23 protein-coding genes are annotated in these 21,135 nt (G+C 66.3%); 17 read left to right on the top strand and 6 right to left on the bottom strand.

Going from position 1 to position 21,135, the window contains the following annotated elements:
* Window positions 1–20 precede the first annotated feature (20 nt).
* Genes G369_RS0129370 through G369_RS0129345 form a run of 6 tightly spaced genes read right to left on the bottom strand, consistent with a single transcriptional unit; the run spans window position 21 to window position 5,167 of the window.
* On the bottom strand, window positions 21–797 hold the full coding sequence (locus tag G369_RS0129370; protein WP_019657649.1) for a hypothetical protein: 777 nt from the start codon (window positions 795–797) through the stop codon (window positions 21–23).
* Complete coding sequence (locus G369_RS0129365; protein WP_019657648.1) at window positions 794–2,194, bottom strand: glycosyltransferase family 4 protein; 1,401 nt, start codon at window positions 2,192–2,194, stop codon at window positions 794–796. The genes G369_RS0129370 and G369_RS0129365 overlap by 4 nt, the downstream gene beginning before the upstream one ends.
* Window positions 2,191–3,210 (bottom strand): lipoyl synthase, encoded by a 1,020-nt coding sequence (gene lipA / locus G369_RS0129360; RefSeq protein ID WP_019657647.1) that lies wholly within the window; start codon window positions 3,208–3,210, stop codon window positions 2,191–2,193. The genes G369_RS0129365 and lipA overlap by 4 nt, the downstream gene beginning before the upstream one ends.
* Window positions 3,211–3,217: 7 nt before the next feature.
* Window positions 3,218–3,919, bottom strand: a complete 702-nt coding sequence (gene lipB, locus G369_RS0129355; RefSeq protein ID WP_019657646.1) for a lipoyl(octanoyl) transferase LipB — start codon at window positions 3,917–3,919, stop codon at window positions 3,218–3,220.
* A gap of 31 nt (window positions 3,920–3,950) precedes the next feature.
* On the bottom strand, window positions 3,951–4,262 hold the full coding sequence (locus tag G369_RS0129350; protein WP_019657645.1) for a YbeD family protein: 312 nt from the start codon (window positions 4,260–4,262) through the stop codon (window positions 3,951–3,953).
* Window positions 4,259–5,167 carry a D-amino acid aminotransferase gene (locus G369_RS0129345; RefSeq protein WP_019657644.1) on the bottom strand — a complete coding sequence of 303 codons (909 nt, stop codon included), beginning with the start codon at window positions 5,165–5,167 and terminating at the stop codon, window positions 4,259–4,261. Before G369_RS0129345 ends, G369_RS0129350 begins: the two co-directional genes overlap by 4 nt.
* A gap of 157 nt (window positions 5,168–5,324) precedes the next feature.
* On the opposite strand from G369_RS0129345, the gene G369_RS0129340 reads away from it, so the two are divergent.
* The 17 genes from G369_RS0129340 (at window position 5,325) to G369_RS0129260 (ending at window position 21,100) form a co-directional block, all read left to right on the top strand.
* Complete coding sequence (locus G369_RS0129340) at window positions 5,325–5,810, top strand: ATP synthase subunit I (RefSeq protein ID WP_019657643.1); 486 nt, start codon at window positions 5,325–5,327, stop codon at window positions 5,808–5,810.
* A 4-nt stretch (window positions 5,811–5,814) separates the two neighbouring features.
* Entirely contained in the window at window positions 5,815–6,684 is an 870-nt protein-coding gene (gene atpB / locus G369_RS0129335; protein ID WP_019657642.1) for a F0F1 ATP synthase subunit A, read from the top strand.
* A 60-nt stretch (window positions 6,685–6,744) separates the two neighbouring features.
* Window positions 6,745–7,008: a F0F1 ATP synthase subunit C gene (gene atpE / locus G369_RS0129330; protein ID WP_019657641.1), complete on the top strand. Its 264-nt coding sequence runs from the start codon at window positions 6,745–6,747 to the stop codon at window positions 7,006–7,008.
* An 82-nt stretch (window positions 7,009–7,090) separates the two neighbouring features.
* Window positions 7,091–7,561, top strand: coding sequence for a F0F1 ATP synthase subunit B (locus G369_RS0129325; RefSeq protein ID WP_019657640.1), 471 nt, complete (start codon window positions 7,091–7,093; stop codon window positions 7,559–7,561).
* Window positions 7,562–7,569: 8 nt separating this feature from the next.
* Entirely contained in the window at window positions 7,570–8,100 is a 531-nt protein-coding gene (locus G369_RS0129320) for a F0F1 ATP synthase subunit delta (RefSeq protein WP_019657639.1), read from the top strand.
* Window positions 8,101–8,138: 38 nt separating this feature from the next.
* Window positions 8,139–9,692 carry a F0F1 ATP synthase subunit alpha gene (gene atpA / locus G369_RS0129315; protein ID WP_019657638.1) on the top strand — a complete coding sequence of 518 codons (1,554 nt, stop codon included), beginning with the start codon at window positions 8,139–8,141 and terminating at the stop codon, window positions 9,690–9,692.
* A gap of 33 nt (window positions 9,693–9,725) precedes the next feature.
* A complete protein-coding gene (atpG, locus tag G369_RS0129310; RefSeq protein WP_019657637.1) occupies window positions 9,726–10,601 on the top strand; it encodes a F0F1 ATP synthase subunit gamma in 876 nt (291 codons plus the stop codon).
* Window positions 10,602–10,690: 89 nt separating this feature from the next.
* Window positions 10,691–11,086 carry a hypothetical protein gene (locus G369_RS0129305; RefSeq protein WP_019657636.1) on the top strand — a complete coding sequence of 132 codons (396 nt, stop codon included), beginning with the start codon at window positions 10,691–10,693 and terminating at the stop codon, window positions 11,084–11,086.
* Between the two features lie 152 nt (window positions 11,087–11,238).
* On the top strand, window positions 11,239–12,639 hold the full coding sequence (atpD, locus tag G369_RS0129300) for a F0F1 ATP synthase subunit beta (protein ID WP_019657635.1): 1,401 nt from the start codon (window positions 11,239–11,241) through the stop codon (window positions 12,637–12,639).
* Window positions 12,640–12,651: 12 nt separating this feature from the next.
* A complete protein-coding gene (locus G369_RS0129295; RefSeq protein ID WP_019657634.1) occupies window positions 12,652–13,071 on the top strand; it encodes a F0F1 ATP synthase subunit epsilon in 420 nt (139 codons plus the stop codon).
* Between the two features lie 228 nt (window positions 13,072–13,299).
* A complete protein-coding gene (locus G369_RS0129290) occupies window positions 13,300–14,469 on the top strand; it encodes an ROK family protein (RefSeq protein WP_019657633.1) in 1,170 nt (389 codons plus the stop codon).
* Entirely contained in the window at window positions 14,469–16,082 is a 1,614-nt protein-coding gene (locus tag G369_RS0129285; protein WP_019657632.1) for a sugar ABC transporter ATP-binding protein, read from the top strand. Before G369_RS0129290 ends, G369_RS0129285 begins: the two co-directional genes overlap by 1 nt.
* A 160-nt stretch (window positions 16,083–16,242) precedes the next feature.
* A complete protein-coding gene (locus G369_RS0129280) occupies window positions 16,243–17,253 on the top strand; it encodes an ABC transporter permease (protein WP_019657631.1) in 1,011 nt (336 codons plus the stop codon).
* 160 nt (window positions 17,254–17,413) lie between these two features.
* Window positions 17,414–18,376, top strand: coding sequence for a substrate-binding domain-containing protein (locus tag G369_RS0129275; RefSeq protein ID WP_019657630.1), 963 nt, complete (start codon window positions 17,414–17,416; stop codon window positions 18,374–18,376).
* Between the two features lie 168 nt (window positions 18,377–18,544).
* Entirely contained in the window at window positions 18,545–19,711 is a 1,167-nt protein-coding gene (locus G369_RS0129270) for a Gfo/Idh/MocA family protein (RefSeq protein WP_019657629.1), read from the top strand.
* Between the two features lie 25 nt (window positions 19,712–19,736).
* Window positions 19,737–20,459, top strand: a complete 723-nt coding sequence (locus G369_RS0129265) for a phosphatase PAP2 family protein (protein ID WP_051127664.1) — start codon at window positions 19,737–19,739, stop codon at window positions 20,457–20,459.
* A 77-nt stretch (window positions 20,460–20,536) separates the two neighbouring features.
* On the top strand, window positions 20,537–21,100 hold the full coding sequence (locus G369_RS0129260; protein WP_019657627.1) for a DUF3617 domain-containing protein: 564 nt from the start codon (window positions 20,537–20,539) through the stop codon (window positions 21,098–21,100).
* The last annotated feature ends 35 nt before the right edge of the window (window positions 21,101–21,135 follow it).

Genomic DNA, 21,135 nt, shown 5'->3' with positions numbered 1-21,135 from the left:
CGTCGGCAGGGACTGTCGTGTCAGTGCACCAGGCCGCGCAGCCTGTCTGCCACGGCCTGCAGGTGGGTGCCCCGGATCACGTGCTTGTAGACGCCCGCAGCCACGCGCTCCTCGCCGAAGATCTCGAAGGCCGGCTTGGTCGCGGGCGGCTGCGATTGCTCGTAGCGCGTGGGCTGGGCGGCGAACAGGCATTCGCGGCCATAGGCCCGGGCGCCGAACTCGGCGATGAAGCCGGCCAGCTCCTTTTCGAGCTGGCCGCCGAAGCTGCGCGCGTAGCCGTGCATGTCATCGAGCTTGGCCTGCAGCTCGCGTTCGTCGAGCTCGACCACGACGTGGCGCTCGCAATCAAGGCGTGCCGGCGGACTCGGATGCCCCACCGTGGGGTAGCCGAACGAGGTCACCGTCCGGCCGCGCGCCGTTGCGCGCGCGGCGACCTGGTTGGCCAGCAGGCGGCACAAGTCGTGCGACGGGTTGTAGTCCTCGGCCTCGTCGGCAACGATGCATTCGATGCCTTGATCGACGACGTGCGTGGTCAACGCTTCGACCCATCGTGCGAAAAGGCCGGTGTCGCCTTCGAGCAGCGAGCGGTAGATGTCGGCATCCGCAACAGGCTGCACGACGCCGGGTATCCAGTTGGCACCTGCGCGCGCGAGGTTGTCCACCGTGGGTTCGAGCCGCGGAACGCCGGAGGACCCGGCGCCATTGGTCAGCACCACGAAGTCGGGCCGTTCGTTGCGCAGCCACTTCCACAGCAGCAGCTCGTGGCCAGAATGTGCGGCGATCACCAGCGATTTCATGAGCGAGGGGCGTTGGATTGCACGAGGGTCGATATCCGGCGCAGCGGCTTCGTCACGCGCCATGAACGGCTGGCGTAGACCTCGCGCAGCTGCGCCTGGAGTTGCGCGAGTTCGGCGCGTGCCTGATGGGTCTTGTGCTCGGCTTCCGAGATGCGCGCGTCCGCGTCGGCGCGCGCCTGCTCTATCTGCAGCCGGGTCTCGGCCTGCTGTCGCATGGCTTGAGCTTCAAGCTGTTCGATCCGCGCCTGGTACATGTGTTGATGTTCGTTGAAGGACTGCTGCAGCCCCGCAACATGCTGATGCAGCGACGCGATGTTCACATGCGCTGCCGACGGATACCCGCGGCGGATCCAGTCCGCCACGTAGCGCGAAGCCTCCTCCGTCCGCTGGCCCGCGGGCACTTCGATCACAGGGTGCTGCAGCACCGCGCTCCGCACGCAGTCTTCGAGTGCACCGAGCGTGACATCCAGCCCGCCCGTGGCACGCATCCAGCTCGCGGCATGGGCTGCGTCCTGCGAGTCGTAACGGTCGAGTTCGGCGCCCACGGTTTCGCGCGTGATGGGCCGCACGAGCAATGCCCGGCCGAAATTCCAGCGGCGTGAATGGGCAACGTTCGCCGCCGTCACCATTTCTCCCATGCCCCAGACCGGGTCGAGAACTACCACCGCATTGCCGGTGCACAGCGCCTCGGTCGCGCAGCGGCCCTTGCCGAAGACGATGTCGTAGCGTCCGAGCGCCTCGGCCGGATCGGGCAGGTGATTGCCCGTGCCGCTGCCGATCACGTCCAGCGAGAGGCCGCGCTGCACGCAGGCGGCGCGGATTTCCTCCAGCTGCGAGTCGTGCGAGGCATAGTTGCTGAAGACCAGCGCCGTCCGGGGTTTGGTGGGCAGTTCACCTCGCCTGGGAAAGCGCGCAAGGTCGACGCCGTTCTGTATCAGCTCGATGCGTTCGCGCGCGATGCCGAATTCGTGCACCAGCCGCTCCGCACAGTTCTCGTCGACCGCCACATGGCGCGCGACCTGCGCGAACTGCGCGGGTCGCCCATGATCGTCGCTACGGTCGTGGCAGATCGTGATGACCGGTACGTCGTGGAAGTGCATCAAGGCACGCACCGTCTCCTGGTGCGTGCTGCCGACGATCGCATCCGGCCGCGTTGCCATGTCGGCCAGGTCCGTGACGCAGGCGATGGAGGCGAAGCGCAGTTCGTTCGCCATGTCGCCGAAAGCCGTCGCGAAGATCGTGACGGCGTGCCCGCGGCGGCGCAGCCACATCGCCAGGTCGCGCGTGAACATCTCCGCGCCCGTGCGGTGCAGCAGGTAGCACATCGCCAGCAGGATGTGCAGGGGCTTGCCGGACTTCGTGGAGTCCGGGTTGGAGACGGCCTCCGGAAGGGTCAATCGAGCGCCGGCGCGCCGCCGGCCAGAACGTGTCCTGCCTGCTGGTCCGCGTGATAGCTCGACCGCACCATCGCACCCACCGCCGCATGGCTGAAGCCCATCTTGTAGGCTTCTTCCTCGAACATCTTGAAGGTGTCGGGGTGCACGTAGCGGCGCACCGGCAGGTGCGAGCCCGACGGCGACAGGTACTGGCCGATGGTCAGCATGTCGATGTCGTGGGCGCGCATGTCGCGCATGACCTGCAGGATTTCTTCGTCAGTCTCGCCCAGGCCGACCATGATGCCGCTCTTGGTCGGCACGCTGGGGTGCAGCGCCTTGAACTTCTTGAGCAGGTTCAGGCTGAACTGGTAGTCGCTGCCGGGGCGCGCTTCCTTGTAGAGGCGCGGCGCGGTTTCCAGGTTGTGGTTCATCACGTCCGGCGGCGCGGCCTTGAGGATCTCGAGGGCGCGGTCGTCGCGGCCGCGGAAGTCGGGCACGAGGATCTCGATCTGCGTGGTGGGCGAGAGCTCGCGGATGTTCCTGATGCAGTCGACGAAGTGCTGGCTGCCGCCGTCGCGCAGGTCGTCGCGGTCGACGCTGGTGATCACCACGTACTTCAGGCGCAGCTTGGCGATGGTCTTCGCGAGGTTGATCGGCTCGTCCTTGTCGAGCGGATCGGGGCGGCCGTGGCCCACGTCGCAGAACGGGCAGCGGCGCGTGCACTTGTCGCCCATGATCATGAAGGTGGCCGTGCCCTTGCCGAAGCATTCGCCGATGTTGGGGCAGGAGGCCTCTTCGCAGACGGTGTGCAGGTTGCTCTCGCGCAGGATCTGCTTGATCTCGTAGAAACGGGTGGTGGGGCTGCCGGCCTTGACGCGGATCCAGTCGGGCTTCTTGAGCACTTCGCCGCTTTGCACCACCTTGACGGGAATGCGTGACAGCTTGGCCGCTGCCTTCTGCTTGGCCAGGGGGTTGTAGGTTTCGGCGCTCTGGGCCTCTCTCACTACGGGTGCGGGGACGACTTCGGTGGTGCTCATTGGTGTGTCAAGGCGCCAGGAAGGTGCAGAGCTTCTGGCCCAGCACCGAGGCGGCTTCTTCCCATGTGGTTTGGATGCCGATTGTAGAAAGATCGACCGTCTGCAGCCCCGCGTAGCCGCAAGGGTTGATGCGCGAGAAGGGTTCGAGGTCCATCCGCACGTTGAGCGCCACACCGTGATAGGTGGCGTGCCGGCTCACCTTGATACCCAGCGCCGCGATCTTGCCGAGCCCGCGGAACGGGTCCGCCGCGGGCATGGGGCCGGTCAGCGCCGCGTGCGAGAACGGGTCGTCCAGCCGCACGTAGATGCCCGGCGCGCCCGCCACGCGGTGGCCCGTGACGCCGAAGTGCGCCAGCGTGCGCAGCACCGATTCCTCGATGCGGTAGACGTACTCCTTGACGAAGTAGCCCGCGCGCCGCAGGTCGATCAGCGGATAGGCCACCACTTGGCCGGGGCCGTGGAAGGTGACCTGGCCGCCCCGGTCGGTCTGCACGACGGGGATGGCGCCGGGGTTCAGGATGTGGTCCTGCTTGCCCGCGATGCCTTGCGTGAAGACCGGATCGTGCTCGCAAATCCATAGCGCATCGGGCGTCTCGGGCATGCGCTCGAGCGTGAACTGCTTCATCGCCGCGAAGGTGTCGGCGTAGTCGACGCGGCCCAGCGCGACCGGCTCGACGGCCGGAACGGAGATGGCGGCTGTGTCTGTCATTGCGTGGCCTGCCGCGCGAACGGCTTGCAGCTCAAAGCACGACCTTGACCATCGGGTGCGAGGACAGCGCGCGATACAGGTCGTCGAGTTGCTCGCGGCTGGTGGCCGTGACGGTGATGGTCACGCCGAGGTAGTTGCCGGCCTTGCTGTCGCGCAGCTCGACGGTGGTGGCGTCGAAGGTCGGGTCGAAGCGTTCGGCGATCTGCGTGACGGCGTGCACGAACCCGTCGACCTTGGCGCCCATCACCTTGATCGGGAACTGCGAGGGGTACTCGATCAGCGATTCCTTGCGCGGATCGGGGATCGAGGTGGTTTCGGTGGCGGGGGTGTTGCTGTCGGTCATGCCGGGGCTCCGTGTTTCTGCTCTTGCTGCTTGCGCGCGTTGTGTACCTTGGCCTCCTGGTAGGCCTGGTACAAGCTCTCGTAGATGGGGCCGGGGCGGCCATTGCCAATAGGCCTGCCGTCGAGCGTGACGACCGGCAGCAGCTCCTTGCTGGCCGAGGAGATCAGCACTTCGTCGGCGGCGAACACTTCCTCGCGCGAGATGGGGCGCAGCTCGAACGGAATGCCGAGCGTCCTGCTCATGCGCTCGAAGAGGCCGTAGCGGATGCCGGTGAGCACGAGGTTGTTCTTGGGCGGGCCCATCAGCTTGCCGTCCTTCACGATCCACACGTTGCTCGACGAAGCCTCGCTGAGCCAGCCGTCGCGGAACATGATGGTTTCGGCTGCGCCGGCCTCCACGCTGATCTGACGCGCGAGCACGGCGCCCAGCAGGCTGGTGCTCTTGATGTGCGCCTTCTGCCAGCGGAAGTCGGCCGCGGTGACGCAGGCCACGCCCTTGGCGCGGACGGCGTCGGAGATGGGTGGCAGCGGGTTCACCATCACGAACACCGTGGGGCGCAGGCCACGAACCATCGCATGGTCACGCGGTGCCACGCCGCGCGTCACCTGGAAGTACACCGACTGCGGCGCCTCGCCAGCGGGTGCCACCAGGCGCATCACGATCTCGCGCCACTGTGCGAGCGACAGCGGGTTCTCGATCTGAAGCTCGGCGAGGGAGCGGTCGAGGCGGGCCATGTGCTCCTCGAAACAGAAGGGCTGTCCGAGGTAGACGGGGACGTATTCGTACACACCGTCGCCGAAAATGAAGCCGCGGTCGAGGACGCTGATCTTCGCGTCGCGCAGTGCGGTGTATTCGCCATCGAGGTAACAAAGCGTGGCGGGGAGGGCGTCGGTGATAGGGTGCATGCCGGAATTATGGTTGCGCACGCCACGTCGGGCTCCGGTCAGGGAATGCGGCGCCGTTTTGCGTGTGCGACACCACAGGTGGCGGGACAGGCTGGGTTTTTACTTATAATCAATGGCTTTGTAGAAATTCTGGGTCGTCATCCGGGCTTCATTCGAAATGAAAACAATCGCCCGTCATGACTCGGAGGCCCCTGAAGGACTCGACGCAGAATTCAAGCCGCTGACCGCCGACGAGGCGCGTGAGCTGCGAGCAAAGAACCCATCGATCTCCCCGTGGCGGGTGATCGCGGGTCAGTTGGTTGTCGGTCTGGTGGTGGCTCTGGCTGCCTGGGGACTGACGGGGAGGCAAAATCTGGGGTGGTCCGCCGCTTACGGCGCGATCGCGGTGGTTGTCCCGTCGGCGGTTTTCGCGCGGGGGCTGACCGGCCGGTTTTCCTCCCTGAATCCGGGCGCTGCGGTGTTCGGATTCTTCCTGTGGGAAATGGTCAAGATGGCCTTGTCCGTGGCGATGCTGATCGCCGCGCCGAGGCTGATTACGGCGCTGAGCTGGCCAGCAATGCTGGTCGGCCTGGTGGTGACAATGAAGGCGGCCTGGTTGGCGGTGATGTTCTCGCCCCGGCGCCGGAAACTGAGAGACGAGTAACCGAATGGCTGCTGAAAACGCTGCGGAACATGGTCAGACCGCTGGTGAATACATCATTCACCATTTGACGCACCTGCAAAGCTCCAAGCCTGGAGGTGTGGCCGACTTCTCGGTTTTCAACTTCGACTCTCTCTTCTTCTCGATCACGCTCGGCATCCTGGGTTGCTGGCTGCTCTGGCTGGCTGCCCGCAAGGCCACTTCGGGTGTTCCTGGCCGTTTTCAAGCGGCTGTCGAACTGCTCGTCGAAATGGTCGACCAGCAGGCCAAGGGCATCGTCCACAACGCCACCAGCCGCAAGTTCGTGGCCCCGCTGGCGCTCACGATCTTCGTGTGGATTTTCCTGCTGAACGCAATGGACCTGTTCCCGGTCGATTTGTTCCCGGCGATCTGGGCCAAGATCTTCCATCTCGCCGGTGAAGACCCGCACCACGCCTACCTGCGCGTCGTGCCCACCGCCGACCTCTCGGTGACGATGGGCATGTCGGTCGCCGTGCTGCTGGTCTGCCTCTACTACAACGTCAAGATCAAGGGCCTGGGCGGCTGGGTGCACGAGCTGTTCACCGCACCCTTCGGCAACCACTGGGCGCTGTACCCCTTCAACTTCGCCATGCAGCTGATCGAGTTCGTCGCCAAGACCGTCTCGCACGGCATGCGGCTGTTCGGCAACATGTACGCCGGCGAACTGATCTTCCTGCTGATCGCCCTGATGGGCGGTGCCTGGTCGCTGTCGGCCACCGGCATCGGCCTGGCCATCGGCCACATCATCGCGGGCACGGCCTGGGCCATCTTCCACATCCTGATCATCACGTTGCAGGCCTTCGTGTTCATGATGCTGGCGCTGGTCTACATCGGCCAGGCCCACGATCACCACTGATCAGTTGCTTTCGTTCTTGTTTTTGTTTTTCTCTTCAACCAAAGTCCTCTAGGAGTCATCATGGAAGTTATTAGCTTTGTTGCACTGGCCGCCGGCCTGATCATCGGTCTGGGCGCTGTGGGCGCATGTATCGGCATCGGCATCATGGGCAGCAAGTACCTCGAGTCGGCCGCACGTCAGCCCGAACTCATGGGTGAACTCCAAACCAAGATGTTCCTGCTGGCCGGTCTGATCGACGCCGCGTTCATTATCGGCACCGGTATCGCCCTGTGGTTCGCAACGGCCAACCCGTTCCTGTCGCAAATCGCCAACCTGCCGAAGTAAGTCTTTCTCGTCGGACCTGCGTCGTCGTTCCCTGGCCCTGCTAGCGAATGGCTTCGATTCAATCCCATAGAGAGGGTGAAAAGTGAGCATTACCGGTACCCTGATCGTTCAGATGATCGTGTTCCTGATCCTGGTCGGGTTCACGATGAAGTACGTGTGGCCGCCGATCGCGAAGGCGCTTGACGAACGCGCTGCGAAGATCGCCGAAGGCCTCGCTGCAGCCGACAAGGCCAAGTCCGAGCTGTCCGCCGCCAACAAGCGCGTGGAAGCCGAGCTGGGCCAGGCCCGCAACGAGTCCGCACAACGTCTTGCCGACGCCGAACGTCGCGCCCAGGCCATCGTTGAAGAGGCCAAGGCCCGCGCGACCGAGGAAGGCAACAAGATCGTTGCAGCCGCACGCGCTGAAGCCGAACAGCAGGCACTGAAGGCCCGTGAAGCCCTGCGCGAGCAGGTGGCGGCACTGGCAGTCAAGGGCGCAGAGCAGATCCTGCGCAAGGAAGTGAATGCGGGCGTTCACGCCGATTTGCTCGCCCGTCTGCAGACCGAACTCTGATAGAAGCCATGGCAGAACTCGCCACCATCGCACGCCCCTACGCCGAGGCGCTCTTCAAGGCATCGTCGTCCGACGTGGCCGGAACCAGCGCCTGGCTCGAAAAGATTGCCGCCATCGCGGCCAATCCGGAGCTCCAGCAGTTCGCCGACAACCCCAAGGCCACGGCCGAACAGGTAATCGGCGTGGTCGCCGGTGCATTCGGTGCACCGCTGGCCGCTCCTGCCCAGAACTTCCTGTCCGCACTCCTCGAGAACGGGCGCTTTTCGGTGCTGCCGGAAATTGCGAAGCAGTTCCGGGCACTCGCCAACGCGCAAAGCGGCTCGTCCGACGCAGTGGTCTACAGCGCCTTCCCGATCGAGGACGCTGCATTGGCCAATGTGTCTGCCGCGCTCGAGAAGCGCTTCGGTCGCAAGCTCCAGGTCACGGTTCGCCAAGAGCCTGAACTGATCGGCGGCATCCGTGTGGTGGTCGGCGACGAGGTGCTCGACACCTCCGTCAAAGCGCGCCTTGAACAAATGAAAGTTGCGCTGGTGGCCTGACGGCTCCCGGCCCCTTACAAAGAAAGAAGGAAAGAGTCATGCAACTCAATCCCGCAGAAATTTCCGAGCTGATCAAGAGCCGCATCGAGGGCCTCGGGGTCAGCGCCAACATCCGCAACGAAGGCACCGTGGTGTCGGTGACCGACGGCATCGTGCGCATCCACGGCCTGTCCGACGCGATGCAGGGCGAAATGCTGGAGTTCCCCGCCACTGCCGACGGCGTCCCGTCGTTCGGCCTGGCACTGAACCTCGAGCGCGACTCGGTGGGCGCCGTGATTCTGGGCGAGTACGAGCACATCTCCGAAGGCGACACCGTCAAGTGCACGGGCCGCATCCTGGAAGTGCCGGTGGGCCCCGAGCTCGTCGGCCGCGTGGTGAACGCCCTGGGCCAGCCGATCGACGGCAAGGGTCCGGTCAACGCCAAGATGACGGACGTGATCGAGAAGGTCGCACCGGGCGTGATCGCCCGCAAGTCGGTCGACCAGCCGATGCAGACCGGCCTGAAGTCCATCGACTCGATGGTGCCCGTGGGCCGCGGCCAGCGCGAGCTGATCATCGGCGACCGCCAGACCGGCAAGACGGCCGTGGCGATCGACGCGATCATCAACCAGAAGGGTCAGAACATGACCTGCGTCTACGTCGCGATCGGCCAGAAGGCTTCGTCGATCAAGAACGTGGTGCGCGCCCTGGAACAAGCTGGCGCCATGGACTACACGATCGTGGTCGCGGCATCCGCTTCCGAATCGGCAGCCATGCAATACGTCGCGGCCTACTCGGGCTGCACGATGGGCGAATACTTCCGCGACCGCGGCGAAGACGCGCTGATCGTCTATGACGACCTGTCGAAGCAGGCCGTCGCCTACCGCCAGGTGTCGCTGCTGCTGCGCCGTCCCCCGGGCCGCGAAGCCTACCCCGGCGACGTGTTCTACCTCCACAGCCGTCTGCTCGAGCGCGCAGCCCGCGTGAACGCCGACTACGTCGAAGCCTTCACCAAGGGTGAAGTCAAGGGCAAGACCGGTTCGCTGACCGCACTGCCGATCATCGAAACGCAGGCCGGCGACGTGTCCGCCTTCGTTCCGACCAACGTGATCTCGATCACCGACGGCCAGATCTTCCTGGAAACCAACCTGTTCAACGCAGGTATCCGCCCCGCCATCAACGCCGGTATCTCGGTGTCGCGCGTGGGTTCGTCGGCCCAGACGAAGATCATCAAGAGCCTGTCGGGCGGTATCCGTACCGACCTGGCCCAGTACCGTGAACTGGCTGCGTTCGCGCAGTTCGCTTCCGACCTCGACGAAGCCACCCGCAAGCAGCTCGACCGCGGTGCCCGCGTGACCGAACTGCTGAAGCAGCCGCAATACAGCCCGCTGCCGATCTCGCTGATGGGTGCGTCGCTGTTCGCCGTGAACAAGGGCTTCATGGACGACCTCGAGATCAAGCAGGTGCTGCCTTTCGAGCACGGCCTGCACCAGTTCCTGAAGTCCAGCCACGCCGCGCTGCTCGACAAGATCGAGAAGGCCAAGGCTCTGGACAAGGAATCGGAAGCCGAACTGCTGGCAGCCGTCACCGCGTTCAAGAAGTCGTTCGCCTGATCGACGCCTTGACCGACGCAAGAAGGAGCTCTCATGGCAGCTGGTAAGGAAATCCGCGGCAAGATCAAATCGGTGGAAAACACCAAGAAGATCACCAAGGCCATGGAAATGGTCTCGGTTTCCAAGATGCGCAAGGCGCAGGATCGCATGCGCGCCGCTCGCCCCTACAGCGAAAAGATCCGCAACATCGCAGCCAACCTCGGCAAGGCGAACCCGGAGTACACCCACGCTTTCATGAAGACGAGCGACGCCAAGGGCGTCGGCTTCATCATCGTGACCAGCGACAAGGGCCTGTGCGGCGGCTTGAACACCAACCTGCTGCGTGCCGTCACCGGCAAGCTGCGCGAAGCGCAAGCAGCGGGCAACGTGGTCGAGTCGGTCGCCATCGGCAACAAGGGGCTGGGTTTCCTGAACCGCATCGGCGCGCGCGTGGTGGCCCATGTGACGCAGCTGGGCGACACGCCGCATCTGGACAAGCTCATCGGGCCGGTCAAGACGCTGCTGGACGCCTACGCCGAAGGCAAGCTGTCCGCGGTGTACCTGTGCTACACGAAGTTCATCAACACCATCAAGCAGGAGCCGATGGTGGAGCAGCTGCTGCCGCTGAAGGCCGAGACGCTGCAGGCCGATCCGGCGCATCACTCGTGGGACTACATCTACGAGCCCGATGCACAGAGCGTGATCGACGAGCTGCTGGTGCGCTACGTGGAATCGCTGGTCTACCAGGCCGTGGCCGAGAACATGGCGTCCGAGCACTCGGCGCGCATGGTGGCCATGAAGGCCGCGACCGACAACGCAGGCAACGTGATCAACGAGCTGAAGCTGGTCTACAACAAGACCCGCCAGGCCGGCATCACGAAGGAACTGTCGGAAATCGTGTCCGGCGCGGCCGCTGCCGCAGGCGTTTGATTGAAGCAATGCAACAGGCCGCGTTGCTGATCGGGGGCGTTTCGCGTCCCCGGTAACCCAAGGCCTTTATTTAGGGGACTCTGCGCAAAATGAAGAAGATGCTTGCTCTGGTGGCCGTTGCCGCCGCACTGACCGCCTGCTCCAAGAAGGAAGAGGCGCCTGCACCTGCACCGGCTGCTCCCGCCGCTGCACCTGCTGCGCCCGCTCCGGCTCCCGCGCCTGCTCCTGCAGCAGCGCCGGCGGCAGCTCCCGCCGCAGCGCCGACGGCCTCCGCCGACCTGCCGCAGGAATGCAACGACTACCTGGCGAAGGTCCAGACCTGCGTCGCTTCGCAAAGCGGTGCAGCTGCCGACGCCATGAAGGCAAGCCTCGATCAGACGAAGGCCACCTGGGCTTCGATGGGCGCCGACAAGGCCGCCCTGGGCCAGGCCTGCAAGGCCGCTTCGGACGCCTTCGCCGCTCAGGCGACGGCCATGAAGTGCTGATGAAGAACTAGACAGCGAAGACTGCAAGGCAAAGAGAAATTCAAGGATGCCGGCCCGTCCGGCTTTCTTGCACAAGCGGCCCGTTTTGGCAGCAGGACGCTTCTGCAAGAACCTGTCGCAAATTTATTGAGATCCATCCAGAAGGAAACGCCATGGCTGAAGGAAAAATTGTCCAATGTATCGGCGCCGTGGTCGACGTGGAGTTCCCGCGTGACCAGATGCCCAAGGTCTACGACGCCTTGAAGTTCGAAGGCGGCGGGCTGACCCTCGAAGTTCAGCAGCAGCTCGGCGACGGCGTGGTGCGCACCATTGCACTGGGCTCGTCCGACGGTCTGCGTCGCGGCCTGATCGTGACCAACACCGGCGCTCCCATCACCGTGCCGGTCGGCAAGGCCACCCTCGGCCGCATCATGGACGTGCTCGGCCGTCCGATCGACGAGCGCGGCGACGTGGGCCAGGAGCTCACCGCTTCGATCCACCGCAAGGCTCCCGCATACGACGAACTGTCGCCCTCGCAGGACCTGCTGGAAACCGGCATCAAGGTGATCGACTTGGTCTGCCCGTTCGCCAAGGGCGGCAAGGTGGGTCTGTTCGGCGGCGCCGGCGTGGGCAAGACCGTGAACATGATGGAACTCATCAACAACATCGCCAAGGCTCACTCGGGTCTGTCGGTGTTCGCAGGCGTGGGCGAACGTACCCGCGAAGGCAACGACTTCTATCACGAGATGGCCGATTCGGGCGTCGTGAACCTCGAGAAGCTCGAGGACTCGAAGGTGTCCATGGTCTACGGCCAGATGAACGAACCCCCGGGCAACCGTCTGCGCGTGGCGCTGACCGGCCTGACCATCGCCGAGTCGTTCCGCGACGAAGGCCGTGACGTTCTGTTCTTCGTGGACAACATCTACCGCTACACGCTGGCCGGTACCGAAGTGTCGGCTCTGCTGGGCCGCATGCCTTCCGCAGTGGGCTACCAGCCGACGCTGGCCGAGGAAATGGGCCGCCTGCAGGAGCGGATCACGTCGACCAAGGTCGGCTCGATCACCTCGATCCAGGCCGTGTACGTGCCTGCCGACGACTTGACCGACCCGTCGCCCGCCACCACCTTCGCCCACCTGGACTCCACCGTGGTGCTGTCGCGTGACATCGCTTCGCTGGGTATCTACCCCGCCGTGGACCCGCTGGACTCGACCTCGCGCCAGCTCGACCCGAACGTGGTCGGCGAAGAGCACTACAACGTGGCCCGCGCCGTGCAGGGCACGCTGCAGCGCTACAAGGAACTGCGCGACATCATCGCCATTCTGGGCATGGACGAACTGGCTCCGGAAGACAAGCTGGCCGTGGCCCGTGCCCGCAAGATCCAGCGTTTCCTGTCGCAGCCGTTCCACGTGGCCGAAGTGTTCACGGGCTCGCCCGGCAAGTACGTGCCGCTGGCCGAAACCATCCGCGGCTTCAAGATGATCGTGAACGGCGAAGCCGACCACCTGCCCGAGCAGGCGTTCTACATGGTCGGCACCATCGACGAAGCGTTCGAGAAGGCCAAGAAGGTCGCTTAAGAAGGAATCACCATGGCAGGCACCATTCATGTGGACGTGGTCAGCGCGGAAGAGTCGATCTTCTCGGGCGAAGCCAAGTTCGTCGCGCTGCCCGGTGAAGCCGGTGAGCTCGGCATCTTCCCGCGCCACACCCCGCTGATCACGCGCATCCGCCCCGGCGCCGTGCGCATCGAAACCGCCGACGGCAAGGAAGAGTTCGTCTTCGTGGCCGGCGGCATCCTCGAAGTGCAGCCGAACGCCGTCACCGTGCTGTCCGACACCGCGATCCGCGGCAAGGATCTCGACGACGAGAAGGCCAACCAGGCCAAGGCCGCAGCCGAAGAAGCGCTGAAGAACGCGAAGAGCGACATCGATATCGCGATGGCCCAGTCGGAGCTGGCCGTGATGGCCGCCCAGATCGCGGCGCTGCGCAAGTACCGTCAGAAGAAGTAAGCTCCCTTCGCCGGAGCACAAGAAAGCCGCCCTCGAGGCGGCTTTTTTTCGTCCTGCGATCCTTCGGAAGCAACCGTCTTTGACCTAAATAAGGTCGAAGTTTGGCCTTGTCCGGCTGAAGCCCGCCACCTAGTATTCGTCTTCGCCCGGCGGCCTGGCCGTTGGCGCAAGACAAGAACACTGGAGACAAGGCGCGTGGCACCCTGGAGTGGCATCACTGCGGACGAGATGCGTTTGCTGGAAACGACCTTCTGGTCGGCCGGCGGTTCGCGCCATGCCATGGCGGAGCAGCTGGGCTTTTCCAAGAGCAAGGCCAACGGGCTGATCGCCGGTCTCGTCGACCAGGGCCTGCTCGCCGAGGCCGGCCTGCAACGCTCCTCGGGCGGGCGCCGCCCCGAAAACCTCCAGCTGCATGCCGGGCTCGGCGTGCTCGTCGGCGTCGACATCGGGGCCACCAGCCTCGACGTGGCCGTGCTGCGCCCCGACCTCAGCGTGCTCGCCCAGCACGACGAACCCGCCGACGTGCGCGAAGGGCCGGCAGTCGTGCTGGCCCGAGTGCGCGTGCTGATGCGCGAGCTGCTGGCGCGCTGCGGCCACACCGCGAAGGACGTGCTCGGCATCGGCATCGGCGTGCCCGGCCCGGTCAACTTCGAGATCGGCCAGCTCGTCAATCCGCCGCTGATGCCCGCCTGGGACAGCTTCTCGATCCGCGACTACCTGCGTGAGGACTACGCCGCTCCCGTCTTCGTCGACAACGACGTGAACCTGATGGCGCTCGGCGAACTGTGGCGCCTCAGGCGCTCGCTGCAGAACTTCCTCGTCATCAAGATCGGCACCGGCATCGGCTGCGGCATCGTGTGCCACGGCGAGGTGTACCGCGGCGCCGCCGGTTCGGCCGGCGACGTGGGCCACATCTGCGTCGACCAGGAGGGTCCGCGCTGCCATTGCGGCAACCTCGGCTGCGTCGAGGCGATGGCCGCCGGACCGGCGATCACGCGCATGGCGGTACAGGCCGCGGAAGCGGGCGAGAGCGCCGCGCTGGCCGAGGTGCTGCGCCAGCACGGCCGCATCGACGCGATCGACGTGGGCCAGGCCAGCCGGGGCGGCGACACGGCCGCCAACGCGATCATCCAGCGCGCGGGCAGCCTGATCGGGCAGATGCTCGCGTCGGTCGTCAACTTCTTCAATCCCTCGCATGTGTTCATCGGCGGCGGCATCACGCGCATCGGGCCGCTGTTCCTGGCTGCCGTGCGGCAGAGCGTGTACCAGCGCTCGCTGGCGCTTTCGACGCGGCACCTGGAAATCCAGTACACGCCGCTGGGCATGCAGGGCGGCGTGATCGGCGCCGGGGTGCTCGCGATGCAGGAAACCCTGAAGGCCCGCGGGGTGGCGCCATGATGGACACGGCCGCCAGCCAGGCGACGGACAAGGGTAGCGTCGCCGTCGAGTTCGACGGCATCGTGAAGGCCTTCGGTCCGGTGCAGGTGCTGCACGGCGTGAGCTTCGCGCTCGCACCCGGCCGCGTCTACGGCCTGCTCGGCGAAAACGGCGCGGGCAAGTCCACGTTGATGAAGATCCTCGCGGGCTACGAGTCGCCCAGCGGCGGCACGCTGAAGATCAACGGGCAGCCGCAGCAGTTCGCGAGTTCGCGCGATGCCGAGGCGCTGGGCATCGTGCTGATCCACCAGGAGTTCAACCTCGCCGAGGACCTGAACGTGGCCCAGAACATCTTCCTCGGTCACGAGAAGAAGATGTGGCCCCTGGGCCGTCGCTTCGCGCCGTCCGTCCCCCGAGGGGAGCAAGGAAGCTTGGAGCGGCCCGGCGCTGCCTCGAAGGGCTGGCTGCTCGACGACGTCGCCATGGAGCGCGATGCCGCCGCCGCGCTCGCGGCGGTCGGCCTGAACATCGACCCGCGTACCAAGGTGCGCAGGCTCATCGTCGCGGAGAAGCAGCTCGTCGAGATCGCGAAGGCCATCGCGCGCCGTGCCCGTCTGCTCGTGATGGACGAGCCCACCGCCACGCTCACGCCCGGCGAGACGGAGCGCCTGTTCAAGCTCATCGCGCAGCTGCGCGCCGACGGCGTGACCATCGTCTACATCTCGCACAAGCTCGACGAGGTGGAGCAGGTGACCGACGATGTCATCGTCATGCGCGACGGCCGCTTCGTCGCGCGCGCGCCGACGGCCGAGGTCACGCGCCAGCAGATGGCCAACCTGATGGTGGGCCGCGAGCTGGCCGACCTCTACCCGCCGCGCGACCCGGTGACCACCGCAAGCGCACCCGCCATGCGCGTGCAGGGCTTCAGCGTGCCGGGCTGGGCGCAGGACGCGAGCTTCGAGGTGCGCCCCGGCGAGATCCTCGGCTTCGCGGGCCTCGTCGGCGCCGGCCGCACCGAACTTTTCGAGGGCCTGCTCGGCCTGCGGCCCGCCAGCGGCGGCAGCGTCGAGATGCTTGGCAAGCCCGTCGCGCACGGCAAGGGCTGGCGCAACCCGCGCGATGCGGCGCGGCACGGCCTCACCTACCTGAGCGAAGACCGCAAGGGCAAGGGCCTGCACGTCGACTTCGGCCTGCGCCAGAACCTCACGCTGATGGCGCTGGAGCGCTACGCGCAACCCTGGCTCAAGCCGGAGGCCGAGCGCGGTGCGCTGGCCGAGGCGGTGAAGGACTACGGCATCCGCACCGGTTCGCTCGACGTGAAGGCCTCGTCCCTGTCGGGCGGCAACCAGCAGAAGCTCGCGCTCGCCAAGGTGCTGCAGCCCAGGCCGAAGGTGGTGGTGCTCGACGAGCCCACGCGCGGCGTCGACGTGGGCGCCAAGCGCGACATCTATTTCCTGATCCAGCGACTCGCCCGCGAAGGGCTCGCGGTGATCGTCGTCTCGTCGGAGCTGATGGAGCTGATCGGCCTGTGCCACCGCGTCGCAGTGATGCGCGCGGGCCGCATCGTCGCCACGCTCGACGCCGACCATCTGACAGAAGAGGAGCTGATCGCTCATGCCACCGGAACCAGATGAGCTAACCCCCAGGCTGCGCGCACTTCGTGTCGCTGCGCCAACCCCTTTGCAGGGGGCAACACCAGCGGGCCGGCAAAGCCGGTTCCGCGGTGTTCCCCGAACGAGCTTCGCTGCGCTCGCTGCCGAGTCGCAATTGCACGCCCCAACGAATCGATAAGACATGGCTTCCCCTACCGATTCCGCCGAAACCACGCACCGCAGCGAGGCGAAGCCGCGCTGGACCGAGCGCCTGCACGGGCTCGGCCCCGTCATCGGGCTGGTGCTGCTGTGCATCGCCGGCACGCTGCTGAACGGCGACTTCGCGACCCTCGACAACGCGATGAACGTGCTCACGCGCACGGCCTTCATCGGCATCATCGCGGTGGGCATGTGCTTCGTGATCATCTCGGGCGGCATCGACCTGTCGGTGGGTTCTATGGCGGCGCTGATCGCCGGCAGCGTGATCATGTTCATCAACTGGGCCGGGCCGGCCTCGGGCTCGCCGCTGCTGGCGGTGGTGATGGGCGCGGTGCTCGCGGTGGTGCTCGGCGCGGTGTTCGGGCTGGCGCACGGGCTGCTCATCACCAAGGGGCGCATCGAACCCTTCATCGTGACGCTGGGCACGCTGGGCATCTTCCGCGCATACCTCACGTACTTCGCCGACGGCGGCGCGCTCACGCTCGACAACGACCTGTCCGACCTCTACGCGCCCGTGTACTACGCGAGCCTCGCCGGCATCCCGGTGCCGGTGTGGGTGTTCGTGATCGTCGCCGTCGTGGGCGGCCTCATCCTCAACCGCACGGCGTACGGCCGCTACGTGCAGGCCATCGGCTCGAACGAGCAGGTGGCGCGCTACGCGGCGGTGGACGTCGACCGCGTGAAGATCCTCACCTACGTGCTGCTCGGCGTGTGCGTGGGCATCGCGACGCTGCTGTACGTGCCGCGGCTGGGCTCGGCCTCGCCGACCACCGGCCTGCTGTGGGAGCTGGAAGCCATTGCGGCGGTGATCGTCGGCGGCACGGCGCTCAAGGGCGGCGCGGGCAGTATCACCGGCACGGTGGTGGGCGCAATCCTGCTCTCGGTCATCAGCAACATCCTGAACCTCACCAGCATCATCAGCGTGTACCTGAACGCGGCGGTGCAGGGCTTCGTGATCATCATCGTGGCGTTCCTCCAAAGAGGCAGGAGATGAACTCTCCCCCAGGCTTCGCGCGCTTCGTGCCGCTGCGCCGCCCCCTCGCCGGGGGCAATACCTGCGGCCCGTCGAAGCCGGTTCCGCGGCGTGGCGCGAACCGGTCATCGGCTCAGTTTTCCGTTCCCGTTCCCTCATCAACCACAAGGAGACATCCAGCATGACGACTTTCACCCGACGCCTCGCTCTAACGGCGGTTGCCGCCGCAGCGTTCGCCAGCCTGCCCGCGCTCGCCGCGGAGAAGGTCAACCTCGGCGTTTCGATTCCCGCGGCCACGCACAGCTTCATGGGCGGCATCAACTACTGGGCCAACCAGGCGAAGAAGGACCTGGAGAAGGAACACAAGGACCTGAAGATCACCATCAAGACGGCCGCCAACGCGCCCGAGCAGGCCAACCAGCTGCAGGACCTCTCGACGGTCACCAAGATCAACGCGCTGGTCGTGTTCCCCTTCGAGTCGGCCGCGCTGACCAAGCCGGTGGCCCAGGTCAAGGCCAAGGGCGCCTACGTGACGGTGGTGGACCGCGGCCTCACCGACACCAGCGCGCAGGACGCGTACGTGGCCGGCGACAACACCGCCTTCGGCAAGATCCCGGCCGAATACATCGTGAAGCAGCTCAACGGCAAGGGCAACGTGGTGGCGCTGCGCGGCATCGCGACCACGCTGGACAACGAGCGCATGGACGCCTTCAACGCGGTGCTCAAGAGCAGCCCCGACATCAAGCTGCTCGATGCCAAGTACGCCAACTGGAACCGCGACGACGCCTTCAAGGTCACGCAGGACTACCTCACGCGCTTCAAGAACATCGACGCCATCTGGGCCGCCGACGACGACATGGCCGTGGGCGTGCTCAAGGCCGTCGAGCAGGCCAAGCGCGACGACATCAAGATCATCTTCGGCGGCGCGGGCGCCAAAGGCATGGTCAAGACCATCATGGACGGCAAGGACCCGCGCATCACGGCCGACGTGAGCTACTCGCCCAAGTTCATCTACGACGCGATCAAGCTCACGGCCGAGGCGCGGCTGAAGGGCGAGAAGCTGCCGGCGACCACGATCATTCCTTCGGTGCTCATCACCAAGGAAAACGCCAAGGACTTCTACCACCCCAATTCGCCGTTCTGATGTTCTGAAGCGGCAGGCCCGCCTTGCTCCCTCTCCCCCTGGGGGAGAGGGTTGGGGTGAGGGCCAGCGGTGCCGGCGAAAACGGTGCGTGCGCAAATGCCGCCACCCTCACCCTAGCCCTCTCCCCAAGGGGAGAGGGAACAGTTTCCGGAAACGCCGAGACGATCGATGACAGACACACCCCCTCGCAAACTGCGCTACGCCATGGTCGGCGGCGGCCGCGACGCCTTCATCGGCGCCGTGCACCGCAAGGCCATGGCGCTCGACGGGCAGATCGAGCTCGTCGCAGGCGCGCTCTCGTCCAGCCCCGAGAAAGCGCGCGCCTCGGGCCGCGACCTCGGCCTGGCAGACGGGCGCAACCACGGCGACTGGCAGGCACTCCTGGCCGACGAACTGAGGCGGCCCGAGGACGATCGCATCGACTTCGTGTCGATCGTCACGCCCAACCACGTGCACTTTCCGGTGGCTCAGGCCTTCGCCGAAGCGGGCTTCCACGTGGTGTGCGACAAGCCGCTGGTGCACACGCGCGAGCAGGCCGACGCGCTGGTAGCCACCGTCTCGGACAAGGGCACGGTCTTCGGCGTCACCTACAACTACACCGGCTACCCGATGGTCCGGCAGGCGCGCGAGATGGTGCGCTCGGGCCTGATCGGCGAGCTGCGCAAGGTCGTCGTCGAATACAACCAGGGCTGGCTCGCGAGCCATGTCGAAGCCGGTGGCGGCAACAAGCAGGCCGACTGGCGCACCGACCCCGCACGCAGCGGCGCTGCGGGCGCCATCGGCGACATCGGCTCGCATGCCGAGAACCTGGTGGCCACCGTCACCGGCCTGCGCATCGAGAGCCTGTGCGCCGACCTCGGCGCGCTGGTGCCGGGACGCATGCTCGACGACGACGGCAGCCTGCTGCTGCGCTTCGAGGGCGGCGCGCGTGGCGTGCTGGTGGCCTCGCAGATCAACACCGGCCTGGAGAACGACCTGCGCCTGCGCGTGTCGGGCACGCTGGGCACGCTCGAATGGCACCAGGAGCAGCCGAGCCGGCTGGTGCACCTGCCGCACGACGGACCGCTGCAGGTGCTCACGCGCGGCGCGCCATGGCTGTGCGAATCCGCCAAGCGCGCGAGCCGGCTGCCGGCGGGGCACCCGGAAGGCTTCATCGAGGCCTTCGCGAACGTGTACGCGGGCGTGGCGGCGGACATCCGCGCCAGGCTCGCGGGCCGGCCGGCCGATCCGCTGGCGGCCGACTACCCGCGCGTGGAGGACGGCGCGCGCGGCGTGCGCTTCATCGAACGCACGGTGGCTTCGGCGAAAAGCGAATTAAAGTGGACGCCCTGGTAGCGCGCGGCGCGCTGCCCGGGCTTCCATGACACCTCCCGCGTCCGACGCCACGTCCTCCACCTCTTCTTCTTCGTCTTCTGCAGCATCGCCTCCATCGATGCTGCCGCCATGGCTCGCGGGCCTGTGGAGGCGCTGCATCACGCTGTTTCCGCTGAAGCTGGTCGGCAACACCGTCGCCACGCTCGGCTTCTTCCCGCTGTACTTCTGGATCATGAGGAACGCGGGCCAGGCCTGGGTGCTGCCCCTCACGCCCATCGACGGGCTCGTCGCCTTCTGGCCATGGCTGCTGCCGGTGTATCTCTCGCTGTGGGGCTACATCGCGCTGCCGGTGCTGCTGGCCCGGGACATGCGCGAGCTCGTCGGCTTCTCGCTGGGCTGCGCGGCGATGACGCTGCTGGCGCTGCTCGTGTTCTGGTTCCTGCCCACGGCGATTCCCAACTTCGCGGTCGAGACCACTCCCGGCACCTCGCTGCAGTTCCTCAAGATGGTCGACTCGGCGGGCAATGCCTTTCCGTCGCTGCACGTGTCGTTCTCGGTGTTCACCTGCGTGGCGCTGGCGCGCCAGCTGCGGGCGGTGGGAGCGCCGGCCTGGCTGCGCGCCGTCAACGTGGCCTGGGCCGTGGGCATCGTCTATTCGACGATGGCGGTGCGCCAGCACGTGCTGATCGACGTGCTGGGCGGCCTGGCGCTGGGCGTGGCTTTCGGCCTCGCCACGCGCGAGCGCGCCGCGGCGGCCGCACCGGCGTAGGCCGATCGCGGTATTCCGGCGCGGCGGTGCGCACGGTACAACCCGGGCTTCGCCACTCGAAGGAACCGGAGACCGCCATGAAGATTCGCCTGTGCGCCGTCGAAGCCGACATCGGGGCCTGCATCGCGGCCTTCCTGGCCGCCGGCCTCGTCGCTGCGCCCGCGTTCGCGCTCGACTTTCCCTCGCGCAAGCCCGGCCTCTGGGAAATCCGGACCCAGGCGGGCGAAGCCGCGGGCAAGGCCGCCGGCCCCGGCGGCGCCCACACGGTGCAGCAGTGCATCGACGCCGCCACCGACAAGGCGCTGCGCGACATGGGCCAGGGCATGGGCAAGGACATGTGCTCCAAGCAGGCGCTGAGCTCGGACGGCGGCAAGCTGGTCATGGACTCGGTCTGCAAGATCGGCAACACGGTGGCCACCTCGCACGCCGTGATCAGCGGCGACTTCCAGACCGCCTACCGCATGGAGAGCAAGTCCACCTACAGCCCGCCGCTGATGGGCCGCGCCGAAGGAACGAGCGCCATGGAGGCCAGGTGGCTCGGCCCCTGCAAGGCCGACCAGAAGCCGGGCGACATGGTCATGCCCAACGGCATGAAGATGAACGTGCTCGACATGATGAAGAACGGCCCCAGGCGCCCCTAGCGTTCCGGGTCGGGCCGGCGGGTAGGCGCCCGCCC

This window comes from Variovorax atrisoli 110B, assembly GCF_000382045.1.
GTDB lineage: Bacteria > Pseudomonadota > Gammaproteobacteria > Burkholderiales > Burkholderiaceae_C > Variovorax > Variovorax atrisoli.
The sequence above is the reverse complement of the archived record's forward strand: the minus strand, read 5'-3'. Positions and strand labels throughout refer to the sequence as shown.

What these genes read in the sequence shown, in the direction of transcription:
- G369_RS0129370 (WP_019657649.1), bottom strand. Translation starts at nt 797, where the DNA reads ATGAAATCGCTGGTGATCGCCGCACATTCTGGCCACGAGCTGCTGCTG.
- lipA (WP_019657647.1), bottom strand. Translation starts at nt 3,210, where the DNA reads ATGAGCACCACCGAAGTCGTCCCCGCACCCGTAGTGAGAGAGGCCCAG.
- lipB (WP_019657646.1), bottom strand. Translation starts at nt 3,919, where the DNA reads ATGACAGACACAGCCGCCATCTCCGTTCCGGCCGTCGAGCCGGTCGCG.
- G369_RS0129350 (WP_019657645.1), bottom strand. Translation starts at nt 4,262, where the DNA reads ATGACCGACAGCAACACCCCCGCCACCGAAACCACCTCGATCCCCGAT.
- G369_RS0129345 (WP_019657644.1), bottom strand. Translation starts at nt 5,167, where the DNA reads ATGCACCCTATCACCGACGCCCTCCCCGCCACGCTTTGTTACCTCGAT.
- G369_RS0129340 (WP_019657643.1), top strand. Translation starts at nt 5,325, where the DNA reads ATGAAAACAATCGCCCGTCATGACTCGGAGGCCCCTGAAGGACTCGAC.
- atpB (WP_019657642.1), top strand. Translation starts at nt 5,815, where the DNA reads ATGGCTGCTGAAAACGCTGCGGAACATGGTCAGACCGCTGGTGAATAC.
- atpE (WP_019657641.1), top strand. Translation starts at nt 6,745, where the DNA reads ATGGAAGTTATTAGCTTTGTTGCACTGGCCGCCGGCCTGATCATCGGT.
- G369_RS0129320 (WP_019657639.1), top strand. Translation starts at nt 7,570, where the DNA reads ATGGCAGAACTCGCCACCATCGCACGCCCCTACGCCGAGGCGCTCTTC.
- atpA (WP_019657638.1), top strand. Translation starts at nt 8,139, where the DNA reads ATGCAACTCAATCCCGCAGAAATTTCCGAGCTGATCAAGAGCCGCATC.
- atpG (WP_019657637.1), top strand. Translation starts at nt 9,726, where the DNA reads ATGGCAGCTGGTAAGGAAATCCGCGGCAAGATCAAATCGGTGGAAAAC.
- G369_RS0129305 (WP_019657636.1), top strand. Translation starts at nt 10,691, where the DNA reads ATGAAGAAGATGCTTGCTCTGGTGGCCGTTGCCGCCGCACTGACCGCC.
- atpD (WP_019657635.1), top strand. Translation starts at nt 11,239, where the DNA reads ATGGCTGAAGGAAAAATTGTCCAATGTATCGGCGCCGTGGTCGACGTG.
- G369_RS0129295 (WP_019657634.1), top strand. Translation starts at nt 12,652, where the DNA reads ATGGCAGGCACCATTCATGTGGACGTGGTCAGCGCGGAAGAGTCGATC.
- G369_RS0129290 (WP_019657633.1), top strand. Translation starts at nt 13,300, where the DNA reads ATGCGTTTGCTGGAAACGACCTTCTGGTCGGCCGGCGGTTCGCGCCAT.
- G369_RS0129285 (WP_019657632.1), top strand. Translation starts at nt 14,469, where the DNA reads ATGGACACGGCCGCCAGCCAGGCGACGGACAAGGGTAGCGTCGCCGTC.
- G369_RS0129280 (WP_019657631.1), top strand. Translation starts at nt 16,243, where the DNA reads ATGGCTTCCCCTACCGATTCCGCCGAAACCACGCACCGCAGCGAGGCG.
- G369_RS0129275 (WP_019657630.1), top strand. Translation starts at nt 17,414, where the DNA reads ATGACGACTTTCACCCGACGCCTCGCTCTAACGGCGGTTGCCGCCGCA.
- G369_RS0129270 (WP_019657629.1), top strand. Translation starts at nt 18,545, where the DNA reads ATGACAGACACACCCCCTCGCAAACTGCGCTACGCCATGGTCGGCGGC.
- G369_RS0129265 (WP_051127664.1), top strand. Translation starts at nt 19,737, where the DNA reads ATGACACCTCCCGCGTCCGACGCCACGTCCTCCACCTCTTCTTCTTCG.
- G369_RS0129260 (WP_019657627.1), top strand. Translation starts at nt 20,537, where the DNA reads ATGAAGATTCGCCTGTGCGCCGTCGAAGCCGACATCGGGGCCTGCATC.